The following is a 26,414-nucleotide window of genomic DNA, read 5'->3' on the forward strand; positions in this document are numbered from 1 at the left end:
TCAGTCTTCTATGTTCAGTAAATCATCGAGACGTTGCAACTGACTCAACAACATCGTTGCTTCAGGCATCGCCACTTCAAAATAGGGTGTGATGGCAAAACGAGTTGGCATCGCTGCACCGGCTTCCAGCAGGGCGTACATACGAGGAACCAGCACCCATTGCAGCCATTGTTCCGCAGACATCGTATCGACTGAAAACGGTTCCTGACTTTCAAAAGCGTCTGTATCAGGTGGCGTGGCATGCCAGAGTTTAGCGTTACGCATCGCCTGTTCAATATCTTCTAAAATCTGACGAACCTGTTTTTCTGTATTCATAAGTCGCTCTCTTCGTTCAGGGCCCCTGGCAGCGTCCGCCAGGGGGCGCAAAGCATATCATTGAAGACCTGTTGCCCCAACTTTCTGCATTCAGTACGGTTTATCACTCAATCCATACGTTTTTCATAGTGGCGAAAAGTGCCTGATACGGGCAAACTACCGCCACTTTTTTCTTTACAGATGTGCACCTATGTCCGCTCAACACACTCAAAAAGCACACGCAACACCCGCCAAAGCGATGCTGGCCTCCGTGACCGGCTATGCCATGGATGGCTTCGACTTACTCATTCTCGGTTTCATGCTTCCGGCTATTTCCAGCGAATTCGGCCTGAGCTCCTCGCAAAGCGGTTCACTGGTCACCTGGACGCTGATTGGGGCAGTGCTCGGCGGCGTAATTTTCGGCCCGATCAGCGATCGTTTTGGCCGTATCCGCGTACTCACGTTCACCATACTGATGTTCTCCGTGTTTACCGGTTTATGCGCCTTCGCCCAGGGCTACTGGGATTTATTGATTTACCGCACGCTGGCCGGTATCGGGCTCGGCGGTGAATTTGGTATTGGCATGGCATTGATCGCTGAGGCCTGGCCAGCTGAAAAGCGTAACCGCGCGTCTGCCTATGTCGGCATGGGCTGGCAGCTCGGTGTGTTACTTGCCGCCTTCCTCACACCATTATTGCTCGACATAATAGGCTGGCGCGGTATGTTCCTGGTCGGTCTGTTACCGGCACTGGCGTCCTTCCTGATCCGCCGCACCATGGGCGAACCAGAAGCGTTCGTGAAAAGTGCTTCCACCGACAATGACGATTCTCTGTTCAGCCGCATCAAATTGCTATTCCGCGATAAAGCCACCAGCAAAGCCAGCCTCGGTATTTTCATTTTATGCTCTGTGCAGAATTTTGGTTATTACGGCCTGATGATTTGGATGCCGAGCTACCTGTCGAAGAACTTTGGCTTCTCACTGACTAAATCGGGTTTATGGACGGCAGTTACCGTCATTGGCATGACTTTCGGCATTTGGTTGTTTGGCGTCTTGTCTGACCGTTTCCCGCGCTGGAAAATATTCCTGATATACCAGATCGGGGCGGTAGTAATGGTGGTGTGTTACGCGCAGCTTTCCGATCCAACGCTGATGCTGTTCGCAGGCGCAGTGATGGGTATGTTTGTTAACGGCATGATTGGTGGTTACGGCGGGCTGATTTCCGATCTCTATCCGGTACGCATCAGAGCGACGGCACAAAATCTGTTATTCAACATGGGACGTGGCGTGGGCGGTTTTGGACCACTGGTGATCGGAATGCTGGTCGCTCAGGTTTCCTTTACTGCCGCCATTACACTACTGGCCGCGATTTACCTGCTGGATATCTTCGCGACGTTATTCCTGTTGCCGAAAAAGCAGGGTCAGGATGACGTGCTGGGTGCTATCGGCTGATTAGGTGCGCTTCGGTGAACGCCGGAGCGCTCTTGTGTATTGCATCAGACCTTAGATTCAGACAAAAAATTGGGGGCACTGTTTACACAGTGCCCCCGGTTCGTTTTATAGCAATCCAGCTACCTAAGTGCTCCCTGCTCAATCCCTGAAAACTTTTCCTGCGGTTATCCTAACCGGCTATCCTTTGCATCGTCCAACTTTCATCCTGACGGTTTATCCTAAGTCATCCCGACTCGCATCCTGGTCATCTGTGACCCGCTCAGCTTCCTTTGTGAGCTCTCTTCTCCTTCCTGGAGGTGTCCCTGGTTTCGTCCTGAAACATCCTGGCATAATCCGATGCCGTCCTGACTCACCCTGAGTCGTCCCCTGCTTTATGAAACAGCCATCATCCTGATGTTCTGTTTCATGCTTCCTTTCTGCACGACTAGAATCGTTGATTTCGGCCTCTCAGGCAAGACAGGCTGTAAGCCATAATAGAGGGATGTAAGCCTGATGAGAAAGAAGATAATAGTTAACAGTTTGAATTAAAATGATTTTACCATTTCAAACTGGGAAAAACTAAGCCAAATTAGCGAGATCTCTTACAACCTTTGTGAGAGATCTCTCACACGCGTGTGAGCCATTTGAGCTCTGGGGGAGTATGCTTTCAGAAACGACGATCAGGCGGGGCGAACAGCGGTCAGCATTGTAAGGAATTCTGACAGCGATGGCGAGAGTATCGTTCTTTTTTTGCTGCCGAACTGCTCCAGAAACACCTTACCGGTCACATTACACAACGAAACCAAATCCAGCTCTGAATCGGTCGTCGCCAGAAACACCGTCGGCGTCAGCTTCAGGCGCTTCTGCGTCACCAGATGACCAATCAGGTTTTCCTGCAAGCGGGTGAAATCTTCCGGACTCCAGACCTGCAGCAGCGTCATTGTGTTGCCCTGCCATTCGGCCGTCATATCGCCGGCAAATTGCGTGGTGTAAAACTGATGCGCTTCCGGGCGCAACTGCAGTTCCATCGCGCGCTCGACATTTTCCAGCGTGGCTTGAGGGTTGAAAATCTGCGTCAGCCAGAACACTTTGTCTTCATCGGTTTTCACCACACAAGGGGATTCCACGCCAAGCAACGCCTCGCTCGACGGTGGCATGCCGGTTTCTTGCTGCCAAAGATCGACATAACGCTGAGTAAATTCACGCAATGCTACAGAAACTTCAGACTCCATAATTCTCTCATCTTCAGGTAAGGCTGGGTTAAACTAGTCACTATTCTCTATTGTACCGATCTCTTAGCAAGGTGACAGCATGTCCTCTTATCAGGATAACCCCGCACTGGCGCAACTCACGCTGGGCAAAAGCACGGCTTACGTCGATCACTACGATGCTTCCTTATTACAAGCCGTTCCGCGCAGTATGAACCGTGAACCACTGGGCCTGTTCCCGGATACCCTGCCTTTTCATGGCGCCGACATCTGGACGCTGTACGAACTGTCATGGCTCAATGCCAAAGGATTACCGCAGGTCGCCGTCGGCGAAATCAGCCTGAACGCGGATAGCCAAAATCTGATCGAATCCAAAAGCTTCAAGCTCTACCTCAATAGTTTTAACCAGACCGTATTCCCTGACTGGCAGGCCGTACAGGAAACCCTGACGCGCGATTTGAGCGCATGCGCGCAGGGCGATGTGAAGGTCACTGTGAGCCGCCTGTCTGAAATAGAGGGCTCACCGGTCGGGCATTTCGCGGGGGAGTGTATTGACGATCAGGACATCGAAATCGACAGCTACGAATTCGATACCCGCTATCTGGCAAAGGCCGCTGGCGATGAAATCGTTGAAGAATCGCTGGTCAGCCATCTGCTCAAATCCAACTGTCTGATCACTCACCAGCCAGACTGGGGCTCGGTGCAGATCCAGTACCGTGGCCCAAAAATCGATCGCGAAGCCCTGCTGCGCTATCTGGTGTCATTCCGTCATCACAACGAATTTCACGAACAGTGCGTCGAACGAATTTTCAACGATATCATGCGTTTTTGCCAGCCTGAGAAACTCGCCGTTTACGCCCGCTACACCCGTCGCGGCGGTCTGGATATCAATCCGTGGCGCTCTAACTTCCCGTTTGGACCTGCAACCGCCAGACTCGTCAGGCAATAATGCGAGGCATTGCTCAAGTTTTGCGCTAACGCTCTGGGAGTATTGGTAAAAGCCTGACGACAAGGTTACTGTTAAATCAGAGAGAGATGACGGGCAAACCTGCACCGTACATCCTCTCTGTTAACAGATAATTATTTTTGTTTGCCCTCCGCTTTGCGATGCAAAAAACATGATCCAAAAAATCATGCACAGCGCCAGGCAGCAGAAATAATCACAGCACCGATTGGTGTCAAGGAGCAACTTTGATTACACATATCAGCCCGTTGGGCTCCATGGATTTGTTGTCGCAGTTGGAAGTCGACATGCTCAAGCGCACCGCGAGCAGCGACTTGTACCGTCTTTTCCGAAATTGCTCACTGGCCGTCCTCAACAGCGGCAGTCAGACCGACAGCAGTAAAGAACTCCTCGAACGTTATGAAAGCTTTGATATTAACGTGCTGCGCCGCGAGCGTGGCGTGAAACTCGAACTGGTCAATCCGCCTGAAGATGCCTTTGTCGATGGACGGATCATCCGTTCATTACAAGCAAATCTTTTCGCTGTGTTGCGAGACATCCTGTTCGTTAATGCGCAAATCGCCAGTAATCCCCGCTTTGAAAACTTCAATAGTGACAATGCGGCGCACCTCACCAATATGGTGTTCTCCATTTTACGCAACGCCCGCGCACTGCATCTGGATGAAGATCCGAACATGGTCGTCTGCTGGGGCGGACACTCCATCAATGAGGTGGAATACCAATATGCCCGCAACGTCGGCAGTCAGCTGGGCCTGCGTGAACTGAACATCTGCACCGGCTGCGGCCCTGGCGCGATGGAAGCACCGATGAAAGGTGCCGCCGTAGGCCACGCGCAGCAACGTTACAAAGCAGGCCGTTTCATCGGCATGACTGAACCTTCCATTATTGCTGCTGAACCGCCAAACCCGCTGGTCAATGAACTGATCATCATGCCGGATATCGAAAAGCGCCTGGAAGCGTTTGTTCGTATTGCTCACGGAATTATCATCTTCCCAGGCGGTGTCGGTACGGCGGAGGAACTGCTGTATCTGCTGGGCATTCTGATGGATCCGGAAAACAGCGATCAGGTATTACCGCTGATCCTGACCGGCCCGAAGGAGAGCGCAGATTACTTCCACGTGCTCGATGCTTTCATTAAATCCACGCTTGGCGAAGATGCCGCTAAGTTCTACACCATCATTGTTGATGACCCGACGGAAGTTGCACGTCAGATGAAACGCGCAATGCCGCTGGTGAAAGAAAACCGCCGCAATAGCGGTGATGCATACAGCTTTAACTGGTCGATTCGCATTGCGCCTGACTTACAACATCCGTTCGAGCCAAGCCATGAAAACATGGCCAACCTGAATCTTTATCCGAACCAGCCGCCGCAGGAACTGGCCGCCGCTCTGCGCCGCGCCTTCTCCGGTATTGTGGCCGGTAACGTTAAAGAGTTTGGTATTCACGCTATTGAACAGCACGGGCGCTTTAAGTTGCACGGCGATCCGGCGTTAATGAAGAAAATGGACAGTCTGTTGCAGGGCTTCGTCGCACAGCACCGCATGAAATTGCCGGGCAGCGCGTACATTCCTTGCTATGAAATTTGTGCCTGATGTTGAAGGTGCGCATTTATGCAGACTTCAGGGCGACGAGATGTCGCCCTGATTTTTATGGAAAATAGATTATGGAGTTTGCCGATGGCAATACATCTGCTGATTATTGATGCCCTTAACCTGATCCGCCGTATTCACGCGGTGCAGGGTTCGCCCTGTCTGACTACCTGTCAGAATGCGATTGGCCAACTCATCCAACATACCCGGCCAACGCATGCCGTGGCGGTGTTCGATGAAGACGATCGCGCCGACAGCTGGCGTCATCAGTGTCTGCCAGATTACAAAGCCGGACGCTCGCCGATGCCAGATAACCTTTTCGCCGAAATGCCCAGCCTGAAAGCCGGGTTTGAAGCTCAGGGGATCGCCTGCTGGCATTCCCCTGGCAACGAAGCAGATGATTTAGCAGCCACGCTGGCGGACAAAGTGTCATCCGGCGGCCATCAGGTGACCATCGTTTCGACGGACAAAGGTTATTGCCAACTGCTGGCCCCTAACGTACAAATTCGTGATTACTTCCAGAAGCGCTGGCTGGACATGCCTTTTGTGCGTGAAACCTTTGGCGTTCTGCCGCATCAGCTCACCGATTACTGGGGACTAGCCGGGATCAGCAGCAGCAAAATCCCAGGTGTGCCGGGGATTGGCCCCAAAACCGCTGTGACCTTGCTGACGCAGGCCGGTTCAATGGATGCGTTGTATGACAATCTCAGCGGCGTGCCGGAAAAGTGGCAGTCTAAATTGCAGGAGCATCGTGAACTGGCTTATGTCTGTAAACGGGTTTCCACACTGCAAACCGATATTATCCTTGACGGAAATTTGCAGCAACTGCGTCTGCCGTAATCCCGACACATGCCAACAGCCAAAGAAAAAGGCGCTTACCGAAGAAAGCGCCTTTTCATATTTCACGTCACATCAATATCCACTCAATGAACATCAATGATCGCGTTCATCACGACGGCCGCCGATGGCTGACCAAAAGCGACGAATATGCACTGTCACTTCCTCACGGTCATGATAAAGCTGCTTGGCAAAGATCTCAGCATTAACGCCGTTTTCTTTGAGGCGCTCATCAATACGCGCAAGAATGTTAGACACTTCTTCGTAGCGCTTCTTCATGGGTAATTTCAGGTTGAAGATCGCTTCGCGACACCAGCCGTTGACCAGCCAGTCGCACATCAGTGCGGCCACTTTCGCCGGTTTTTCTACCATATCGCACACCAGCCAGTAGTTCTTAGTGCTGGTCGATTTGTAGCGGAAGCCATCTTCACGCAGGTGAATAACTTGTCCGGTATCCATCAGGCTTGGCGCCATCGGGCCGTTATCAATCGCGGTGACCATCATGCTGCGCTGCACCAGTTGGTAAGTCCATCCACCGGGGCATGCCCCCAGATCCGTCGCATACATCCCGCTCGCCAGACGCTCTTCCCACTCATCAGCAGGAATGAAAACGTGGAACGCTTCTTCCAGCTTAAGCGTAGAACGGCTTGGCGCTTCAGAAGGGAATTTAAGACGATGGATCCCCATATAATATGGAGAGTTATTATTGCTGTAGGAGTAGCCGACGTAACAGCAACCTGACGCAATAAAGAAGACATGCACGACCGGGCGCAGCGGATTTTCACGTTTGCCCAGCACACGGCGTTCACGCATCGCGGTGCGCAGCGGCACCGTCAACTTGCGGCAGAACTTGGTCAGTTCTTTGCTTTCATTGGTATCAGGCACTTCAACGCGCAGTTCACCACCGTTTGTGATGACGTTCTGTACCATGCCGACGATCGGTGAAACGCGATCCTCCGGCGGTAAGTCTTTCAACAACTCGCCCACCACAATCAGCTGACGGGCAAAGATCAGACTGCGGAATGGCAGTTCTTTGGCAATACGGTCAGCATCGTCCGGCTGATAACATTCAAACAACACATACCCGCTGTTATCTTTTACGCGGGCAAAACCAAAGATTTCCATCTTCGCGGCTTTGTCCGTAATTTCTGCGGCGCATTCTTTCTCAAAACCCTGACGGCAGTAGAGAGCAACTTTATTCATGGCGTTCGGCCTTTTTCTTCAGGCGCAGTGCGCCGATCAACATCAAAATCCAACCGACCAGAAACAAGGTACCGCCAATCGGAGTCACAAAAGCAAATAAACGGAGGTGCGACAGCGCCAGACAATAAAGGCTGCCGCTGAATAACACGGTTCCCAGCGCCAGAAACGCGCTGCTCCAGTAGAACCACACATTACGCTGACGCTGCATCGCAACGCCTAAAATCATCACCGCCAGCGTGTGAATACTTTGGTAAGTCAGGCCGGTGTGGATCCAGGCCAGTTCGGCTTCTCCCAGCGACTGACTCAATACATGCGCGCCGAAAGCACCAAACGCCACGTAGATAAAACCGCTGATCGCGGCGAAAATCAGCATTGAACGACTGGTCATTATACGTTACCTGTTATCGTTGTTTAATGATGAAAACCTTTAATAATCAGTTTCATCAGTACGTTCATGTACATCGATTTCCGGTATTCAGACCTCAGGCCTGATCAAACCGAAAGCGCAGTTTTTCCTGCTCACTGGCTGCACGTGCGAGGATCCACTGGCGAAAGGCCGCTATTTTACCCAGTTCTGCCTGACTGTCATGACAAACCAGATAAAAAGCGTTTTTACTGACTAAAACCTCGTTGAACGGACATACCAGACGACCCGCTTCGATTTCGGTCTGTGCCATCACGTTATTCACCAGTGCAACCCCCTGCCCGTGAACGGCGGCCTGCACCACCATCGCGCTGTGGCTGAAAATCGGCCCCTGCTGAACATTCACCTGTTGCAACCCCAGCTGTTTGGTGTATGCCAGCCAGTCTCGGCGGGACGCATCGTGCAGCAAAGTGTGATGCCCGAGATCGGCAGGTTCTTTCAGCAAATTATCGCCCATCAGCAAAGACGGGGAACAAACGGGAATTAAATACTCTGCATATAAACGTTCGGCGCGCAGGCCCGGCCAGTTGCCACGCCCGTGGAAAATCGCCACGTCCACGTCGTCAGACAATTTGTCCTCCTCACGGTCCACGGCCTGAATCCGCACATCGATGCCCGGATAAGCTGAGTTAAAGCCAGACAATCTTGGCACCAGCCATTGAATCGCAAAGCTCGGCGGCAAACTGACCGTCAGCGCACCTTTTGCACTCCGTGCCTGAAGTTTGCGCGTCGCTTCATTGAGCGAGGAAAATATCTCTTTTATATCCAGATAATAGCTCTGCCCTTCTTCGGTCAGTAACAAAGAGCGATTACGGCGACGAAACAGTTTTAGCCCCAAAAAGTCCTCAAGTGACTTAATCTGGTGGCTAACGGCAGCCTGAGTAACGAACAATTCATCTGCCGCTTTAGTAAAACTAAGGTGGCGCGCTGCGGCGTCAAACACCCGCAGTGAATTAAGAGGGGGTAAACGTTTTGACATAGATAGAATACTTCTCGTGTGCCGGTCGGCGGGACGCCTGTCCGTGGCTCTGGATATTAGTTTTTTTAATCCGAGACATTATAATTTGTCCGTTGAGGATGTACAGGCAAAAACCTATAGTGGCGCCACTTCCTGAGCCGGAACGAAAAGTAGATTAGTATGAGGATGCTGAAATACTTTTGGCTTGTGGTTGTGATGTTGTGTTTGCAATTGTCCGGCAATCCGGACTCGTAGCTTAAATGCTACAAACTTTTCACTTCCTGTACATTACCCTGTCTGTCCAAAGTGATTTTTTAGCACCGCATTTTGCGGTGCTTTTTTTTGTCCGGATTTCGGTCATCCCGGCAAAATCACTCCCTGCATATGTGACAAAACCGGCTACGTCGCATACGTATCCGGTTTTGTCGTGGGGCGCAGTGAGGTTACCCGAAGGTGGTGTCACTCAGGGGATTATTTCCCTTCAGCCATCTCTTTCACTTCAGACTTATTGATCTGCTGCTTGTTGCCATACGCATCGGTATAACTGATCATACCGGTATCACTGTCGGTGCTTGGTTTGCCTTCAGCAACGATAGTACGGCCATCGTTGGTGTGCATAACATAGTTGCTCGAACAGGCGGCAAGTGTAGTGGTCAGCAGTGCGGCTGAAATTACGGCGACGATCTTTTTCATTGTAGACTCCTTGCAGATTAAAATGCTTTCAATTCCCGGGAAGCCCCCAGGGTAATGCGTCTAGTCTTCGTAATTCAGCATAACAAACCTCTGATATATTTCCAGGTAACCATTCCTAAAATGAATAGATGGTTTGCAGAAACGAAAAGTTTCTACTCTTTATCCAGAAGCCGAAGGATTTAATCTTGCATGACTGACTTTAACGCCGCTGATTTTCGTCAACATTTCCCCGCGCTTTCGCAGGGTCAGTGCTATCTCGACAGCGCCGCCACCGCCCTGAAACCACAGGCGGTTATCGACGCAACCGTGAATTTCTATTCACAGGAAGGCGCGACGGTTCACCGCAGCCAGCACCATGCCGCACAAACATTGACGCAGGAGTACGAACAAGCTCGCGCCCTGGTGGCGGAATGGATCCATGCGCCACGGTCTGCCGATATCGTCTGGACACGCGGCACCACGGAATCCATCAATCTGGTGGCACAAAGCTATTTGCGACCGAGGTTGCAGGCCGGTGATGAAATTATTGTCAGCCAGGCTGAGCACCACGCAAACCTGATCCCGTGGCTGATACTGGCGGAACAGTGTCAGGCGCAGGTCATCACACTGCCGGTGAACAAGTTCGGTGTACCCGATATCAACGCACTCCCCGCCTTGCTGAATGCCCACACGCGGCTACTGGCTATCACGCAAATGTCTAACGTCACTGGTGCAATGCCCGATCTTGCGCGTGCGATTGAACTTGCACACGCCAACGGCACGCCGGTTCTGGTGGATGGCGCACAAGGCGTCGTACATTCGCCGCCGGATGTCCGGCAGCTTGACGTCGATTTCTATGCGTTCTCCGGCCACAAACTGTATGGCCCAACCGGTATCGGCGTGCTATACGGAAAATCCGCATTACTCGACAGCATGGATCCGTGGCACGGCGGCGGAAAAATGCTGACCAAGGCATCGATGTCTGACTTTACACCTCAGGAGGTGCCGCACCGTTTCGAAGCCGGCACACCGAATATCGCCGGTGTAATCGGCATGGCGGCTGCGCTGAAATGGCTTAAAACAGTAGATCTGAACGCCGCTGAGCACTATGCCCAAAATCTGGCATCGTTGGCGGAAGAGCAGCTTTCGCAACTTAAGGGGTTTCGCAGTTTTCGCGCTCAGAATGCATCGCTGCTGGCATTCGATATTGCCGATGTGCATCACAACGATCTGGTGACATTACTGGCGGAACAAGGTATCGCACTGCGCGCCGGACAACATTGTGCGCAGCCGCTGATGGCTGCATTGGGCATCAGCGGAACATTACGTGCGTCGTTCGCGCCTTATAATAATGAGCAGGACGTCGCCCGCCTGACCGACGCGGTAAATTATGCCCTTAGCCTGTTAGCCGATTAATTTATCTGAGAAACACGTTTTTTGAGGAATACGATGCACACGCCACACCCTTTTGGACATGAGATCACCGAAGCCTCGTTGACGGAAAAATTTGCCGCATTTCGCCAGTGGGAGGATCGCTATCGTCAGTTAATCCTGCTGGCAAAATCTCTGCCGCCGCTGGATGCGTCATTGAAAGTGCCAGAAAACGAGCTGTCGGGATGCGAAAACCGGGTCTGGCTGGGGGCAGAGAAATCGGAAAACGGAACCCTGCATTTCTACGGCGACAGCGAGGGGCGGATCGTCAAAGGTTTGTTAGCCGTGCTGCTGACGGCGGTAGAAGGCAAAACGTCACACGAGATCCTGAACCGGGATCCGCTGGCGTTGTTTGATATTTTAGGTCTGCGGGAACAGCTAAGCACAAGCCGTGCCAGCGGACTGCATGCGCTGGCAGAAGGCGTATTACATCTTGCCCGTCAGGCTGCCTGAGCCTGACGCTGCTGTTTCGCCATCATCTTTTTAAGCACGTGGGATACTGCGACAAAACCAAAAGTGGCGGTGACCATCGTCGCCGCACCAAATCCTGACGCACAGTCCATACGCTTTGGCCCTTCCGCCGTAGCGCGTGACGCACAGACAGAACCGTCAGCCTGCGGATACATCAGCGGTTCGCTGGAAAATACGCAGTCGATCCCCAGTTTACCTTTACTGTTTTTCACCACGTTGAAATCGTTTTTCAGACGCTCACGCAACTTCGCCGCCAGCGGATCCTGAATCGTTTTCGCCAGATCGACAACCGCGATCTGAGTCGGATCGATTTGCCCGCCCGCACCACCGGTGGTGACAACGGGGATCTTAAAGCGGCGGCAATAGGCCAGTAGCGCGGCTTTCGGTCGTACGCTGTCGATGGCATCAATGACGTAGCTGAACCCCTGGTTGAGCATCTCAACGACGTTGTCCGGCGTAATAAAATCGTCGATGCAGGTCACCTGGCATTCCGGGTTAATCGCCAGAATTCGCTGAGCCATCACTTCGGTTTTCGCCTGTCCGACGTTTTCGCGCAGCGCATGGATCTGCCGGTTGGTATTGGTGACGCATACGTCATCCATATCAATCAGCGTGATCGCACCAATGCCAGTGCGGGCCAGCGCCTCAGCCGCCCAGGAACCGACTCCACCGATACCAATCACGCAAACATGTGCCTGCGAAAACAACGCCAGTGCCTGCTGACCATAAAGACGTGCAGTGCCGCCAAAGCGTTGCTGGTATGCGTCGGAATATGTTGCTGTCATGACCTTCTAACCTCAGTACGTGTCGAAAACTTAATTTGGCTGGGCATACGCGGTGAACAGCGGTTTGCCATTTGGCGCTGATTTTAACACCCAGACGCGGCCATAGTGGTTATAAAATCCAGCAGCATGTCCGGCATCCGTACCAATTCCCTGATACATATCGAAATGTTGTCCTTTAATTGCGCCACCGACGTCCAGCGCCACCATCAGACGCATGTGATATTTACCAGTGAACTTCCCTTTATCGTTCAACTCCGGTACTTCGGCCAGCAAAGTGGTTCCTGCCGGGATGAGCGACCGATCAGATGCTACGGACGCTTTGGCAATCAACGGAACGCCGCTGGCACCGCGTACAGGTGCGAAAGGTTCGGGCTTAAAGAAAACGAACGATGGGTTTTGCTCCAGCAGCTCGCGCACTTCTGCGGCGCTGTGCGTATCAGCCCACTGACGGATCGCCTGCATAGACATATTCTCGCGCGCTACCTCTCCACGGTCGATAAGCACTTTACCAATGCTGCGGTAAGCGTGGCCATTTTTGCCCGCATAGCCAAAGAACATATAAGGACGTCCATCACCGTAATCCACATAACCGCTGCCCTGCACTTCCATCATGAAGTTATCCATCAGGGAGTTGGTCCAGGCCACGACGTAATTTTCGCTCAATGCGCCGGAATAAATGGAAGCGCGATCCGGCAGACGGCCGCGTTTTGGCGGCATGCGATACAGCGGATACTGAAATTCGCCCTGACGGGTATAACGCGCCTGCACCACCGGTGTGTAATAGCCGGTCAGCTGGACGTTACCAAAGTTATCGGCACCTTCCATCTGATAGGCGCTGATACCGTACTGGCTAAGATTGCGGGTATCTGCACCTGAACGGAGCCATTGCTGAACGGCCTGAAACGTCGGATTGTTTCTGCCATATAAGGAAGAAGAGGCAATTTGTACGGCGGCGACCTGATTGGAGTAATCCAGGGCATTGACAGGTTTGCCTGTCGCATTCGGCTCATTGACGTATTCAAGCGCATTTTCCAGCCGCCCATCCTTATACTGCTGACCGCGGTCGGTCGGGCGCGAGGAACAACCTGCAAGCACCGCAATCACCAAACCACCTAGCAGATATTTACTCCAACGTCCTTTCATTATTACCGCGCTCTCTTACTTTCAGGGGAAATGACAGGCGAAACGATAACAAACGGCCTATCAGAAAGGAATTGCCCTGGTCGAAAAAAGTGCCCTCAGCCAAATTGGGATTAAAACAGCAACGATGTGTGTAAAAAGCCAGCAACTAAGTGCTTTATTTGAATAAATTCAAATAAAGGGTTGCGCGAAATCTCATGGGGAGTATAGTTCGCCTCCATCGGACGCGGGGTGGAGCAGCCTGGTAGCTCGTCGGGCTCATAACCCGAAGGTCGTCGGTTCAAATCCGGCCCCCGCAACCAATTCGATTCGCAGGCAATAAAATGCCCGATTCAGTTGAACGATGAAGTAAAGAAATAAGAAGTGCTACGGACGCGGGGTGGAGCAGCCTGGTAGCTCGTCGGGCTCATAACCCGAAGGTCGTCGGTTCAAATCCGGCCCCCGCAACCAATTCTGGACTTATGCTTTATGCGCTGAGTTAGAATAATGTAAAGAAGTAAAGAGTACAAAGTAGTGACGGACGCGGGGTGGAGCAGCCTGGTAGCTCGTCGGGCTCATAACCCGAAGGTCGTCGGTTCAAATCCGGCCCCCGCAACCAACTACTAAAAAATCAGTAAACATCAGGCACCCTAGTGGGTGTTTTTTTGTTTCTGAATTTTGGCTACAGAATCCTGTCCCCCTTACTTCATGATATCCCTGTTCATATTCAACCTCTTGCAGACATGCCTCCCTGAGCGAAATAGGCCTTAATCCCTGCCAGTATAGATTCCGCGACTTGCTGCTGAAAATGTGCGGTCCGTAGTTTCTTCTCTTCATTGATATTGCTGATAAACGCAGTTTCCACCAGAATGGAGGGGATGTCCGGTGCTTTGAGCACAGCAAATCCGGCCTGATCCACTTTGTTTTTATGCAGAGGGTTAATCTTGCCCATCCGCGTCAGCACTTCCTTGCCGAATTTAAGACTGTCGTTGATAGTCGCAGTCTGCACCAAATCAAATATCGTGTGATCGAGATACTTGTCACCACTTTTACTCACACCGCCAATCTGGTCGGATTCGTTCTGAGTGTGCGCGAGAAAACGTGCTGCTGAGCTGGTCGCTCCTTTAGTCGATAAGGCGAAAACGGACGAGCCTTTGGCAGCACGGCTGGTGAACGCATCGGCATGAATCGAGATGAAAAGATCTGCCCGCAGCTTTCGCGCCTTAGCGACGCGGACCTTAAGGGGAATAAAGACATCTTCATTGCGGGTCATGTGCGCTTTCATGTTCTTTTCGCGGGCAATAAGCTTTTGTAACCGGCGGGCAATCTGCAAAACGACGTCTTTTTCGCGTGTTTTATACTTGCCTATAGCGCCGGGGTCCTCACCGCCGTGACCGGGATCTAACATGATGACCAGAGGCCGGCTACGCCCTGCCTGCCCGTCCTTCGCCGCTTCAGGCGGCAACGTCCTTTCCACATCCCCGCGATTGTAATCTTCCAGTAATGCCAGCAGTGGATCATCCTCAGCGCTGACCGCACCGTCTTCCGGATACAGATCGACGACCAACCGGTTGTGGAATTCTGCCACCGGTTTGAGGGTAAATACGTGAGGATTGATTGAGCGTTTGAGCTCAAGCACCAGACGCACTGTGTTGGCATCAAACTGCCCTACCCGCGCCTGCTGAATATAGGGATCGCTTTGCTGAACCTTATCCCCCAGGCCTTTTAGCACGCTATTGAGGTGGACGCCTTCGATATCCACCACAACACGTGCGGGTGAGCTCAGAAGAAACTGCTTATACTTCAGTGGAGTACTGGATTCCAGCGTGATGCGGGTATAAGTCGAAGAGGGCCAGATGCGCACGGCAATAACTTGTGAACTGGCTGCGAACCCCACTCTACTCACGCTGAGCATCCAGGAAGCCGCTACGGTTTGAAGAAGTCGTCGTCTTCCGGGATTGTGGTTATCGTCAGTCATGCAATCTCAAACAGGTTTTAAAAGTCTTAAAGTGTTGATAAAAAACTCAGTTTGAGAATTTTAACCAATCCTTCCCTGCATGTCATTCCTAAACATTATTTCGATATATCAATTTGTTGTGTATTTGTAATCGTTGTTAATAGAAAAACAGAGATTTCTTACTTGCCACACAGACACAAAAGAATAAAAATACAGAAATTGCGAATAAAAATTCAAATGAGGTTTTGCCGTGAAGGAACGTAGTACTGAACTGGTTCAGGGATTTCGCCACTCAGTTCCCTATATCAATGCGCACCGTGGCAAAACATTCGTTGTCATGCTCGGTGGAGAAGCCATTGAGCATGAGAACTTCAGTAATATTGTCAATGATATCGGGCTGTTACACAGCTTAGGGATCCGCCTGGTTGTGGTGTATGGCGCGCGCCCGCAAATTGACGAGAATCTCGCTGATCACAATTGTGAGCCGATTTATCATAAAAATATCCGTGTCACCGACGCCCGCGCCCTCGAACTGGTGAAGCAGGCCGCAGGGCTTTTACAACTGGATATCACTGCCCGCCTGTCGATGAGTCTGAATAATACTCCGCTACAAGGCGCACACATTAACGTCGTCTCCGGTAACTTTATCATTGCTCAGCCGCTGGGCGTTGATGACGGCATCGATTACTGCCACAGCGGCCGTATTCGCCGCATCGACGAAGAAGCTATTCACCGTCAGCTCGACAGCAACGCCATCGTACTGATGGGGCCGGTTGCAGTGTCGGTGACCGGGGAAAGTTTTAACCTGACCTCTGAAGAAGTCGCGACGCAACTGGCTATCAAACTGAAAGCTGAAAAGATGATCGGCTTCTGTTCTTCTCAGGGCGTGATAAACGAAGAAGGCAATATCATTTCTGAGCTGTTTCCGAATGATGCGCAGCATCGTATTGATACGATGGAAGCTAGCGGCGATTACCTGTCTGGTACCGTGCGTTTCCTGCGTGGTGCAGTGAAAGCTTGCCGCAGCGGCGTACGTCGCAGCCATTTAATCAGCTACCAGGAAGACGGCGCGTTGATTCAGGAGCTGTTCTCACGCGATGGTATCGGTACGCAAATCGTGATGGAGAGTGCCGAGCAGGTTCGCCGCGCGACCATCAATGACATCGGCGGGATACTCGAATTGATCCGTCCGCTGGAACAACAGGGAATTTTGGTGCGCCGCTCCCGTGAACAGCTGGAAATGGAAATAGATAAATTCACCATTATCGAACGGGATAACCTGACCATAGCCTGTGCGGCGCTGTATCCGTTCCACGATGAAGGCATCGGTGAAATGGCGTGCGTGGCCGTGCATCCTGATTACCGCAGTTCATCACGCGGCGAAATGCTATTGCAGCGAGTGGCCAGTCAGGCGAAGCAAATGGGGCTAAACCGTCTGTTCGTCCTCACCACCCGAAGCATCCACTGGTTTCAGGAGCGCGGTTTCAAACCGGCCGAAGTGGATGTTCTGCCGATTCAGAAGCAGGAAATGTATAACTATCAGCGCCGTTCTAAAATCCTGATATCCGAACTCTGAACTCTGAACTCTGATTTTCATCTATAAAAAAGGACGCGAATGCGTCCTTTTTGCTTTCTGATTTTTCAAATCACATTATTTATCCGTCTGTGATTTCAGTGTTTTCTGCAAGGTCGAAGTATCCGCGTAGGTTTTGAAACCTTCAGGCGCAGCATATTGAGGCGTCTTGCTATCACTGCCGGAGACCTGAGACAGCATCGCCAGCCCGTCCTGTTGAATCACAGCCTGATGGAAGTAATCCGCCAGCTGCGTCTGCGTCAGCCCGGCAATTACACGGATAACATTAGTGCGTGTATCAAACTGCGCATTCCCGCGGCTGAAATCATTACCTAATCTGTCAGATTCTTCATCCAGCGTTTGCGGGCGTTGCTGCATTTCATTCACCAGCCCTTGTTTGTACTGGATAAACTCTGCGTCTTTCATTTCACGCAGGCGCTTCTCAGCTTGTGGGTAAAAGGCCAGGTAGCGCTGATACAGATAATCCGGCTGCTTGTTGTTACTTTGCAGTAAGAAACCAATCCCCCACTGTTTGCCGACAGGAATAGGGAATGCAAACACCGCATAACCAAGCTGCTCTTGTGTGCGCAGCTGGCTGTAGAACCACGGCTGGATAATTTGCCCGAGTAATGCGCTGTAACCCATGCTCTGGACTTCATCATAACCAGTCGGCACATATACGGCGGCTAGCGCTGAGTCAGAGCTGCTACCCACCCGCTGAATATTGGCTTTCAGCGCCTCACTCACGACGGCCTGCGTTCCGCGCCACCAATCGGTTCCGTGCAAACCCAGCTTCTGCATAATCTGCTGCGACATGGCTTTCACCTGATCGCCCGTCATGTTACCCACCACCATGATTTCCACTGCGGCGTGATGGATCAGCTGCTCACGGTAACTATTCACGTCATCTAATGTGATGCCCGCAACCAACTTCTCGCGTTCTGAACGTTCGGTGTACGGCACACGTGAAAGTAACTGAACCGGCTGGAGTGCTAACTCGAAGGCTTTACCTTTATCCGCCGAGGCCAGGCGCTCCCGATACCATGACTTCGCCTGATCCAGCTGTTCCTGCGTCGGTTTGAAATCCGGATAGCTATCCACCAGCGCGGCCAGTAAGTCCGGCAGGCATTCGGTGAAACCACTGGCAGTAAACTGCAACCCGTTGTCTGGGGATGTCCCAAAGCTCAACCCGCCAATAGAAGCCTGATAACTAAGCTGATCAAACGCAACTCCGGTAAGATAATCCGTCAGACCGTAAAGCACCTGATTTTTCGCCGTGCTTAACGCCTGTTCATTGCGAAAGGATACCGTCACGCTGGCCTTCGGTTCATCGGCGAAGAAGCGACTTGGCATGTAGAACACCCGCAAGCCTTTATCTTCAACCAGCAGTTCAGGTTTTGTCGCTTTAGAATCTTTTGTCACCAGCGCCAGAGAGTCTGGAATGTACGGGTTCAGCTCAGGCAGAGTAAGTTTGATTCCCTGCTCCAGGGATTTCCATTGCTCGAAGGTTTGAGGAGGGACTTTATCGACCTGATAAGGCGCATTCACAAAGTAAGCGACTTTATTGTGTGGCTCATTCGGGCTGATGATCCAATAACGCGCATTCTGCGGCGTCATTTCATCCAGACGGGACTCGATCGCTTTCGGATCGTATTGGTCAGTAAGATAAGGCGAATCCAGAACGTGTTCGACCGGCACACGCAGCATGGTATCCACCAGCCATTCAACGTAATCCATATCACGCGTCAGTGCCGGATAGCGGAAATCGAGCGCCATCACATGGGCGATTTCGTCGAAATAGGTTTTCTTTATCCCCTGCTCACGCATTTCTTGCAGATAACTGAAGATGGCGGCAATGACCGTATCACGCTCGGCGAGACCTTTATCCGTCAATGAAACCGAAATATTAAATACGCCCTGATTCCGGTTGACCATCGGATCCGCGCCTGCACTGATGCCGTCGGCATAGCCTTGTTTTTGTAACCAGTCAGATAACGTGTTCAGGCTGCGGTTACCGATCAGGTAGCTGATATAAGTATCCGTCTTGCTGCGAAAAGCAGCACTGTTGTTATCAATTGCGAACTCAACACGTAACTCTTTACGCGGCTGTGCGGGAACAAAATGGATATATTCCCCTTTCTGCTTATCCGTTAAGGTCGGCACGGTAATCGGTGGCACGGCAGCATGATGATTGGCAATTTGCCCGAAAGTGTCAGCGGCAAGTTGGGTTAGCTCCGGCAAAGCCTTATTGCTGTAAATCACCCCGACCATCAGATTGGCGGAGTAGTAACGATGATAAAAATCCGTCAGTTGATCGTGCAACTTGCTGCCCGGCTTATCTTTTAGGGTATCGAGATTGCCGCCTGAAAAGCGCGAACCCGGATGCTCCGGATTCAGCGTTTCAGCGCGTACCTGCGCCATACGCATTCCGTCGCGGGAGCGGGCCATGGTCAATTCAGCATTCACTGCGTTGCGCTCGCGGTCGCCGTTGTCTGGGTCTAATAAGGGCTCAGCGATTGCATCGGAAAGGCGATCTACCGCTTCAGGAAGGGCATCATTTTCAACTTCCAGATAGAATGCAGTGCGATAGGACGCGGTGCTACCATTATGGCTACCGCCATGTTTTTTGAGAAATTCGGAAAGGCTTTCAGGCTGAGGATATTTTTTGGATCCCATCAGCAGCATATGTTCAGTGTAGTGAGCCAGACCTAGCTGTGAATCAGGGTCTTCCAGCGAACCGACCGGGATCGCCAGAGCGGCGAGGGATTTAGGCGCATCAGGATCAGAAACCAGCAACACCGTCATGTCATTCGCCAGTGTTATCGCCTGGTACTGGCGCGGGTCGTTCTGACTTTTATTGATAGCTTGTGCATAAGGCTGCCAACCGGCGGCACTTGAAACAACAGGGGCCCAAAAGGTCAATAACAACAGTAACCCTGTAATTCGGGTAACCTGTTTAAACATTGCCACTCTCCCTCAATCCAATAAGCGTGCCACACGGGCAAAAATAACGGTTCATCCACTGATGAACCTCAACCTGCTGTTTTATGCCGTTGAGTCTTTTCAGACCCCGCAGATGCAGTATAGTTGTCAAAAAATCCGTATCGGGGTGTGTAGTCTGGCGTTATGTCACTTTTAGCAACCAGACGCGATATTACCACCCTGGATAAATCACCTGTTTAAACCACTCTAAGCAGTTAGGCCGTCATTGCAAGCGGCTTAACGGTATTTCTCCTGCCTGAACGGAAGGTTTACTTCTATCAGGCACGCAAAGTAAACGCTGCAAGCGTGCCTGATATTGTGCCGGTGTTCGGATAATTGCACTGATAAGCGTGCATCGCTGGCCGGCAGAAAAACTAGATATCTGATACTGCCAATCTTTAATGATCGGTTGACTCCCGTTTCCGCTAACCGAATAGGCTTCTAACTGTGAGTGCGCCTCTGACCACGCCTGCTGCACCTGCCACTGACGCACAAAACCATGACTCAGCGACTGAAAATAGTTGAGCAATCCCAGAACCGACACTGATAGCAGCAGAGCGGCAATCATCACTTCCGGCAGGCTAAATCCTTGTTGATTGATTTCTTTCTCAATCATCACAGAACTGCTCATCAGCTTCCGGACAGAAGTCCAGCCAGCCTTGCCGGAGTGGGGAAAAAATCAGAGAGCCATCAGCTTGTTTTTGCGCGCTGACCTGCTGGTAAACAGTCACTGGCTCTCCCCCTTCCGACAATCTTCCTTCCCCGCGCACTACAAAAACATCTTCACGTAGTGATGGACGCACACAGGTCCGCCCTGACCCCACGGTCATGATCCCGGCGGTCAACATTTGGCATTGCCACTTTGTCTGTGCCGTTAATGTCCATGGCTCGCTGACTCCCCAATTCAGCGAAGATGCGGCATTCTCCCAGGCAATCGCATACCGGTGCTGATGAGAGGTCAACGCCAGCCCGGCGGAAAGCTGCTGTTGTAGCGAATTCAGGGCAATCATACCCAGCCCCATCATCACCATAATACTCAATATCATGGCACTGCCCTGCTGGTGATATAGAGAGGGATTCTTCCTGATTTTCGACCGAAATCTCATATGGAATGCCCCGCAACCTGGACAATAATTTGCCGGTGGACCAAGGGATCTTTGCTCCAGTGGGCCTCAAGCTCCAGTGAAAAAAGATGTCCGGCATTCAGACCAGAATGCTCAGATACCACAAACCTCGTGACGTATACCTCTGCCGGATCGAGCAACTTCTCCCAGCCAGCACTGTTGCATTCACTTGCACCACGCTGGATTTCAATACCGCCCTGACGCAAGCGATAACCAAAATATTCAGATTCTGCGCTACCCGTTTTTTCCCAGTGCCCATTTCGGTTCAGATCATAAATCGCGATAACACAAGAACCTGCGATTTCTCCTGACGCATTGCCGAGAATGATCGTTTTACCGTCACACACACCATTGCAGAATCCAGCGCGTCGTAAATCCTTTTCGATAGTAAAACTGGTCTGGCGCAGCAATTGATCCAGCTGATAATATCGCCCGAGACTTTGGCTTCGCTGGCGCATCAGCGGATAAATTTGCGCTGCACTGAGCATCAGCATGCTGCCGACGCCCATCGCCATCATCACTTCCGGCAGCGTGAAGCCTTGCGCCCGACGAGAAGTCACTGGCAGACCCCGATGCCCAATATCGGCTTCTTTTCACTGCACAGACGCAAACGCCCTCTGGCTGAGAGCACCACACGCAGGCTCCCCGCCGCATTCCTAAGGGTCAGATGACCAGCCAGCGCAGCATTTCGCAGCCCGTAAAATCCCATCGCTTTATCGGTGAAGTCAAATAACTCAACATCCGGCTCACTGACCACAAATACTCTGCCGCCAGCTGCATTACAATCTGCTGGACGCACGCCAGTACCGACGCAGCCGCCCACGCCGCTTATCGCCCAGAGTATGGCGGAACGGTTGTAGTTATTGGCTTCGGCCTGCAAGCCGTAAAGATACAGACGCAGATGCTGCGCCTGTTGTTCCAGTTTCAGCGCCTGCTGATACCCGCGCCAGCTGTGCAATCCCCACAGCGTGCACATCGCCACCAGCGCTATGACCACCATCATTTCTATCAGCGACATTCCTTGCTCTCCTGGACGTGCGGTTGTTTTCATACGGTCAGGGTATGCATTTGAATTTTCATCGCCAGTGGCAAAGTGATTTTCTCCAGGACGTCACGAGAACAAAAAGTGCAAAAGAATACGCGCGACAAAAATGTTGCGTAGCATCTCTCAAAAAGAAAATGCGGGCTGAAATAACGATAGGAATTGTCGGGGAAACGCGTAAAAAGTGTCGCAGAAGAAAGTCAGGGGAATGACTGCCTGACAGGCGTCAGGCAGCAAATAACGAAGAATCAGATAGCGACGGGCGCTTTTATTGCAGGATGTGGATCGTATCCCTCAATTTCGAAATCTTCGAAGTTGTAATCAAATAAGGAGGCAGGTTTGCGTTTGATAATCAGTTTAGGCAACGCGCGCGGTTCACGGCTCAGCTGGAGGTGCGTCTGTTCCATATGGTTGCTGTACAAATGGGTGTCACCCCCGGTCCAGACAAAATCGCCGACTTCAAGAGAGCACTGCTGCGCCATCATGTGCACCAGCAACGCATAACTGGCAATGTTAAACGGCAAGCCAAGGAAGACATCACATGAACGCTGATATAGCTGGCAGGACAACTTACCGTCCGCCACGTAGAACTGGAAGAAAGCGTGGCAAGGTGCCAGCGCCATCTGATCCAGCTCGCCGACGTTCCATGCAGAAACAATAATACGGCGTGAATCCGGATCGCTTTTCAGCTGGTTCAGGACGTTGGACAACTGGTCAATTTGCTTTCCATCAGCAGCGCCCCAGGCACGCCATTGTTTGCCGTACACCGGGCCGAGATCGCCGTTTTCATCGGCCCACTCGTCCCAGATACTGACGTTGTTTTCACGCAAATAAGCGATATTGGTTTCACCTTTCAGGAACCACAGGAGTTCATGAATAATGGAGCGCAAATGGCAGCGTTTGGTTGTAACCAGCGGAAAACCTTCCTGCAAATTGAAACGCATCTGATGACCAAAAATCGACAATGTGCCGGTACCCGTACGGTCGGCTTTAGGTGTGCCTTCATCGAGCACTTTCTGCATTAAATCCAGATACTGTTTCATGTTACCTCACGACAATTGTTTCTGCGGACGGCGGTATGCCCAGACCATCATAATCAGACCGACGACCACCATCGGGATGGACAGAACCTGCCCCATGCTGATCACTCCGTCGAACAAACCGAGCTGCGCATCCGGCTGGCGGAAATGCTCAACGATGATGCGGAATAAACCGTAACCGATCAGGAACAAGCCTGACACCGCGCCCATCGGGCGTGATTTACGAATAAAGACGTTCAAAATGATAAACAGAACGACGCCTTCGAGCAGCAGTTCATACAGTTGGGAAGGATGGCGCGGAAGCACACCGTACTGGTTTAGCAGCGGCTGCCATTTCGGGTCAGCAGCAGCGATGGCAATATCTTCCTGACGAGAGCCGGGGAACAACATCGCCCATGGCACATCAGTGGTTACACGGCCCCAAAGTTCGCCGTTGATGAAGTTACCAAGACGTCCGGCACCCAGACCAAACGGGATCAGCGGTGCGATGAAATCCGCGACCTGGAAGAAATTACGCTTGGTACGGCGGGCGAAGACCAGCATCACGACGATCACACCGATCAGGCCGCCGTGGAAGGACATACCGCCGTCCCACACTTTGAACAGGTAAAGCGGATTATCAAGGAACAGAGGCAGATTATAGAAGAATACGTAACCGATACGGCCACCGAGGAAGACACCAAGGAAACCTGCGTACAGCAGATTCTCAACTTCGTCTTTGGTCCAGCCGCTGCCCGGCTTATTAGCACGGCGCACGGCCAGCCACATAGCAAAGACAAAACCGACCAGATACATCAGTCCGTACCAGTGGAGGGATACTGGTCCGATAGAAAAAATCACCGGATCAAACTGGGGAAACGCCAGATAGCTGTTGCTCATCTATCACCACAAATTGTTTATTGTTTTAGCCCGGTTAGGGGTCAGCAGGGTGCGAATAGTAGCATAGCCGGGAGGATTTCCGGGGCTATGACCGGGGAAAAGTTCTGTAAAAAATCGTCTCATTCTGCGCCATATTTGGGTCAGGCAACATTGACGCGACGGTTAACGCCGCGTCTGACTCTTATTTGCCGCCGCGAATCAGCCCGCCCAGACCGCGCCTTTCCATAAATGCTGCCGTCATATGACGAACGTCCGTAGTGAAATGTGCCTGTAAAACCCGACCAGCCAGCTCTTCGGCATCCACTAAGTCGATGCGGCGCAGCAGATATTTCACGCGCGCCACGCTGCGCCCGTTCATACTCAGGTTACGGTAACCCATACCGGTCAGCAGCAATGCGCCCATCGGGTCGCCCGCCATTTCACCGCACAGACTGACATCCAGCCCGATCGCTTCAGCGCTGGTAATAATCTGTTTAAGTACACGCAACATCGCCGGGTGCAGGCTGTCGTATAAGCCAGCTACGCGGGTATTATTACGGTCAACCGCCAGCAGATATTGCGTTAAATCGTTGGTACCGACCGAGATAAACTCTACTCTTCCGGCGAGTGCTGGCAGCATAAAGATCATCGACGGCACTTCAATCATCACGCCGATACGCGTGCGCGGCAATTCGTAACCGAGCTGCTCCTGCACTTCACGTCCGGCGCGATCTATCAGACGGCGTGCCTCATCAATCTCTTCGAGGCTGGTGACCATTGGTAACAAAATACCGAGATTACCGGTTGCCGCATTAGCACGCAGCATGGCGCGTACCTGAATCAGAAAAATTTCTGGCTGATCAAGCGTAATACGAATCCCACGCCAGCCTAGACAAGGGTTTTCCTCGCTGATCGGCATGTATGGCAGCTGTTTGTCAGAACCGATATCCAGCGTTCGCAGGGTCACCGGCTTTTGCGGGAACAGTTGCAACATGCCCTGATACTGCGCGACCTGCTCTTCTTCAGAAGGGAAACCACTTTGCAGCATGAAAGGAATTTCGGTGCGGTACAGCCCGACACCGTCCACACGGCTGCCGAAGAGTTTTTCGTGATCGGCACTCAGGCCGGCATTGAGCATCACCTTCACTCTTTCGCCGCTTTTCAGCGCCGCAGGCTGGTCAACATCATCTTCTGCGCGCTGGCTCAGCTCCATTTCTTCGCTGATGAGACGCTTATATTCTGCAACCAACACCGGTTCCGGGTCGATCAGCAGTTCGCCCCGATAACCATCGACAATAAGTTGTCGCTGGTTGAGCAGCGCAGGCTGAATATCCGCGCCCATAATGGTCGGCACGCCCATTGCACGCACCAGAATGGCCGCGTGGGAGTTTGCCGCACCATCGCGCACCACGACACCCGCCAGCCGGTCCTGCGGGACTTCAGCCAGAAGCGTTGCGGTCAGTTCATCTGCAACCAGAATGAAACGCTCTGGCCACTGAGTATTGCCCTGAATAGTATCATCGAGATGGAAAACCAACCGCTGGCCGAGTGCGCGCAAATCGCTACCGCGCTCACGCAGGTAGGTGTCCTGCAGGCTGGCAAACTGCGCAGCAAATTCTTCAACGACCTTTTTCACTGCCCATTCAGCAACGGCACCCTGATCGATCTGCGCAAACAGTTCGCGCTTGAGACGGGCGTCGTTGAGCAGGTGCGAATAGAGGTCGAAAATTGCGGCACTTTCTTTTTGTGCGCTGGCAGTAAAGCGTTTACTGAAACGGCGGAACTCTGCACCGGCATCTTCCAGTGCGCGGGTCAGCCGCTCGCGCTCACGCACCGTATCGAGCGTAGACGCCATATAAACGTGTTCAAGCGAAGGCTGCGAACTGTCCTGCCAGCCGATACCGATAGCAACACCTGGCGAAGCCGCCAGCGCGCGGACGCGGGTCTGGCGAAATCGGCCGTACAGCACGTTCAGCTGGGCTTGCGAAAGGATCGCCGCCAGCTGCGTCGCTAACGTAACTAAAAAGGATTCTTCACTTTCGTCGAACTGTCGGTGTTCGCGCTGCTGAATAACCAGCACGCCGAGTAGCTGACGACGGTGAATGATCGGCACGCCTAAGAAGGATCGGAAAAGATCTTCTTTTACGGCGGGAATGTATTTAAAGCTGGGATGGCTCTGCGCGTCGGCGAGGTTGATAGGTTCTGCAAGCCGCCCGACCAGACCGACAATCCCCTGATCAAACGCGAGCGTAATAGTACGCCCGCGAGGTTTTTTCAAACCTCGCGTCGCCATCAGGTAATAACAACGACGGTCATTGTCAGCGAGATAAACGGAACACACTTCGGTGTCCATCGCCAGGCAGGTTTCATTGACCAGTACGTCCAGCGCATCATTCAGGCTGGCCGCCATTGCTACCTTTTCAACAATTTCTCGCAAACGCGTGAGCATCTCTT

24 protein-coding genes and 3 tRNA genes are annotated in these 26,414 nt (G+C 52.1%); 10 read left to right on the forward strand and 17 right to left on the reverse strand.

All coding sequences use genetic code 11. The annotated features are described in order from the left end of the window. On the reverse strand, positions 1 to 315 hold the full coding sequence (locus GE278_16845) for a hypothetical protein (GenBank protein ID QLK62336.1): 315 nt from the start codon (positions 313 to 315) through the stop codon (positions 1 to 3). Positions 316 to 505: 190 nt separating this feature from the next. Here GE278_16845 and GE278_16850 point away from each other — a divergent pair, with 190 nt between their 5' ends. Further along, on the forward strand, positions 506 to 1,744 hold the full coding sequence (locus GE278_16850; GenBank protein QLK62337.1) for an MFS transporter: 1,239 nt from the start codon (positions 506 to 508) through the stop codon (positions 1,742 to 1,744). Between the two features lie 659 nt (positions 1,745 to 2,403). Here the strand turns inward: GE278_16850 and GE278_16855 are convergent. Further along, positions 2,404 to 2,955 (reverse strand): SecY-interacting protein, encoded by a 552-nt coding sequence (locus tag GE278_16855; GenBank protein ID QLK62338.1) that lies wholly within the window; start codon positions 2,953 to 2,955, stop codon positions 2,404 to 2,406. A 79-nt stretch (positions 2,956 to 3,034) separates the two neighbouring features. Between GE278_16855 and queF the strand changes: the two genes are divergently transcribed. The 3 genes from queF to xni all read left to right on the forward strand — a co-directional run bounded on the left by queF (position 3,035) and on the right by xni (position 6,324). Then, on the forward strand, positions 3,035 to 3,880 hold the full coding sequence (queF, locus tag GE278_16860) for an NADPH-dependent 7-cyano-7-deazaguanine reductase QueF (GenBank protein QLK62339.1): 846 nt from the start codon (positions 3,035 to 3,037) through the stop codon (positions 3,878 to 3,880). A gap of 242 nt (positions 3,881 to 4,122) precedes the next feature. Then, positions 4,123 to 5,487, forward strand: coding sequence for a DUF3412 domain-containing protein (locus GE278_16865; GenBank protein QLK62340.1), 1,365 nt, complete (start codon positions 4,123 to 4,125; stop codon positions 5,485 to 5,487). Positions 5,488 to 5,571: 84 nt separating this feature from the next. Next, positions 5,572 to 6,324, forward strand: a complete 753-nt coding sequence (gene xni, locus GE278_16870) for a flap endonuclease Xni (protein QLK62341.1) — start codon at positions 5,572 to 5,574, stop codon at positions 6,322 to 6,324. Between the two features lie 93 nt (positions 6,325 to 6,417). Here the strand turns inward: xni and rlmM are convergent, their stop codons facing one another. From rlmM to GE278_16890, 4 genes are all read right to left on the reverse strand, one after another. Beyond that, the gene (rlmM, locus tag GE278_16875; protein ID QLK62342.1) at positions 6,418 to 7,524 is read right to left on the reverse strand and encodes a 23S rRNA (cytidine(2498)-2'-O)-methyltransferase RlmM; all 1,107 of its coding nucleotides are present in this window, start codon (positions 7,522 to 7,524) and stop codon (positions 6,418 to 6,420) included. After that, a complete protein-coding gene (locus GE278_16880) occupies positions 7,517 to 7,912 on the reverse strand; it encodes a DUF423 domain-containing protein (GenBank protein QLK62343.1) in 396 nt (131 codons plus the stop codon). The genes rlmM and GE278_16880 overlap by 8 nt, the downstream gene beginning before the upstream one ends. 94 nt (positions 7,913 to 8,006) lie before the next feature. After that, a complete protein-coding gene (gcvA, locus tag GE278_16885; protein ID QLK62344.1) occupies positions 8,007 to 8,927 on the reverse strand; it encodes a transcriptional regulator GcvA in 921 nt (306 codons plus the stop codon). A 450-nt stretch (positions 8,928 to 9,377) separates the two neighbouring features. Continuing rightward, the gene (locus GE278_16890; GenBank protein QLK62345.1) at positions 9,378 to 9,599 is read right to left on the reverse strand and encodes a YgdI/YgdR family lipoprotein; all 222 of its coding nucleotides are present in this window, start codon (positions 9,597 to 9,599) and stop codon (positions 9,378 to 9,380) included. A gap of 189 nt (positions 9,600 to 9,788) precedes the next feature. Here GE278_16890 and csdA point away from each other — a divergent pair, with 189 nt between their 5' ends. Together csdA and csdE are read left to right on the forward strand one after the other, a co-directional pair. Continuing rightward, a complete protein-coding gene (csdA, locus tag GE278_16895) occupies positions 9,789 to 10,994 on the forward strand; it encodes a cysteine desulfurase CsdA (protein QLK62346.1) in 1,206 nt (401 codons plus the stop codon). A 33-nt stretch (positions 10,995 to 11,027) separates the two neighbouring features. Continuing rightward, complete coding sequence (gene csdE / locus GE278_16900; GenBank protein QLK62347.1) at positions 11,028 to 11,462, forward strand: cysteine desulfurase sulfur acceptor subunit CsdE; 435 nt, start codon at positions 11,028 to 11,030, stop codon at positions 11,460 to 11,462. On the opposite strand, the gene tcdA is transcribed toward csdE, so the two are convergent. Continuing rightward, positions 11,450 to 12,265: a tRNA cyclic N6-threonylcarbamoyladenosine(37) synthase TcdA gene (gene tcdA, locus GE278_16905; GenBank protein ID QLK62348.1), complete on the reverse strand. Its 816-nt coding sequence runs from the start codon at positions 12,263 to 12,265 to the stop codon at positions 11,450 to 11,452. The two genes, csdE and tcdA, sit on opposite strands and share 13 nt — an antisense overlap. Positions 12,266 to 12,295: 30 nt before the next feature. Beyond that, positions 12,296 to 13,408 (reverse strand): murein transglycosylase A, encoded by a 1,113-nt coding sequence (mltA, locus tag GE278_16910; protein QLK62349.1) that lies wholly within the window; start codon positions 13,406 to 13,408, stop codon positions 12,296 to 12,298. A 222-nt stretch (positions 13,409 to 13,630) separates the two neighbouring features. Here mltA and GE278_16915 point away from each other — a divergent pair. The 3 genes from GE278_16915 to GE278_16925 all read left to right on the forward strand — a co-directional run bounded on the left by GE278_16915 (position 13,631) and on the right by GE278_16925 (position 14,003). Beyond that, a tRNA-Met gene (locus tag GE278_16915) sits at positions 13,631 to 13,707 on the forward strand. Between the two features lie 71 nt (positions 13,708 to 13,778). After that, positions 13,779 to 13,855 (forward strand) — tRNA-Met (locus tag GE278_16920). Positions 13,856 to 13,926: 71 nt separating this feature from the next. Beyond that, positions 13,927 to 14,003 (forward strand) — tRNA-Met (locus tag GE278_16925). Positions 14,004 to 14,111: 108 nt separating this feature from the next. Here GE278_16925 and GE278_16930 read toward each other — a convergent pair. Continuing rightward, on the reverse strand, positions 14,112 to 15,362 hold the full coding sequence (locus GE278_16930; GenBank protein ID QLK62350.1) for an AMIN domain-containing protein: 1,251 nt from the start codon (positions 15,360 to 15,362) through the stop codon (positions 14,112 to 14,114). A 229-nt stretch (positions 15,363 to 15,591) separates the two neighbouring features. Between GE278_16930 and GE278_16935 the strand changes: the two genes are divergently transcribed. Further along, positions 15,592 to 16,917: an amino-acid N-acetyltransferase gene (locus GE278_16935; GenBank protein QLK62351.1), complete on the forward strand. Its 1,326-nt coding sequence runs from the start codon at positions 15,592 to 15,594 to the stop codon at positions 16,915 to 16,917. Positions 16,918 to 16,992: 75 nt separating this feature from the next. On the opposite strand, the gene GE278_16940 is transcribed toward GE278_16935, so the two are convergent. From GE278_16940 to ptsP, 8 genes are all read right to left on the reverse strand, one after another. Further along, positions 16,993 to 19,878, reverse strand: a complete 2,886-nt coding sequence (locus GE278_16940; GenBank protein QLK62352.1) for a pitrilysin — start codon at positions 19,876 to 19,878, stop codon at positions 16,993 to 16,995. 241 nt (positions 19,879 to 20,119) lie between these two features. Continuing rightward, positions 20,120 to 20,512, reverse strand: coding sequence for a prepilin-type N-terminal cleavage/methylation domain-containing protein (locus GE278_16945; GenBank protein QLK62353.1), 393 nt, complete (start codon positions 20,510 to 20,512; stop codon positions 20,120 to 20,122). Beyond that, on the reverse strand, positions 20,505 to 20,942 hold the full coding sequence (locus GE278_16950) for a DUF2509 family protein (protein QLK62354.1): 438 nt from the start codon (positions 20,940 to 20,942) through the stop codon (positions 20,505 to 20,507). The genes GE278_16945 and GE278_16950 overlap by 8 nt, the downstream gene beginning before the upstream one ends. Before the next feature lie 56 nt (positions 20,943 to 20,998). Next, positions 20,999 to 21,586 carry a prepilin peptidase-dependent protein gene (locus GE278_16955; GenBank protein QLK62355.1) on the reverse strand — a complete coding sequence of 196 codons (588 nt, stop codon included), beginning with the start codon at positions 21,584 to 21,586 and terminating at the stop codon, positions 20,999 to 21,001. Beyond that, positions 21,577 to 22,038: a prepilin peptidase-dependent protein gene (locus tag GE278_16960; GenBank protein ID QLK62356.1), complete on the reverse strand. Its 462-nt coding sequence runs from the start codon at positions 22,036 to 22,038 to the stop codon at positions 21,577 to 21,579. The genes GE278_16955 and GE278_16960 overlap by 10 nt, the downstream gene beginning before the upstream one ends. Before the next feature lie 272 nt (positions 22,039 to 22,310). Beyond that, a complete protein-coding gene (gene thyA, locus GE278_16965; GenBank protein ID QLK62357.1) occupies positions 22,311 to 23,105 on the reverse strand; it encodes a thymidylate synthase in 795 nt (264 codons plus the stop codon). A gap of 6 nt (positions 23,106 to 23,111) precedes the next feature. Then, positions 23,112 to 23,981: a prolipoprotein diacylglyceryl transferase gene (locus GE278_16970; protein QLK62358.1), complete on the reverse strand. Its 870-nt coding sequence runs from the start codon at positions 23,979 to 23,981 to the stop codon at positions 23,112 to 23,114. A 181-nt stretch (positions 23,982 to 24,162) separates the two neighbouring features. Next, the gene (ptsP, locus tag GE278_16975) at positions 24,163 to 26,409 is read right to left on the reverse strand and encodes a phosphoenolpyruvate--protein phosphotransferase (GenBank protein QLK62359.1); all 2,247 of its coding nucleotides are present in this window, start codon (positions 26,407 to 26,409) and stop codon (positions 24,163 to 24,165) included. Positions 26,410 to 26,414: the final 5 nt, after the last annotated feature.

It is taken from the genome of Enterobacteriaceae bacterium Kacie_13 (assembly GCA_013457415.1).
GTDB lineage: Bacteria > Pseudomonadota > Gammaproteobacteria > Enterobacterales > Enterobacteriaceae > Rahnella.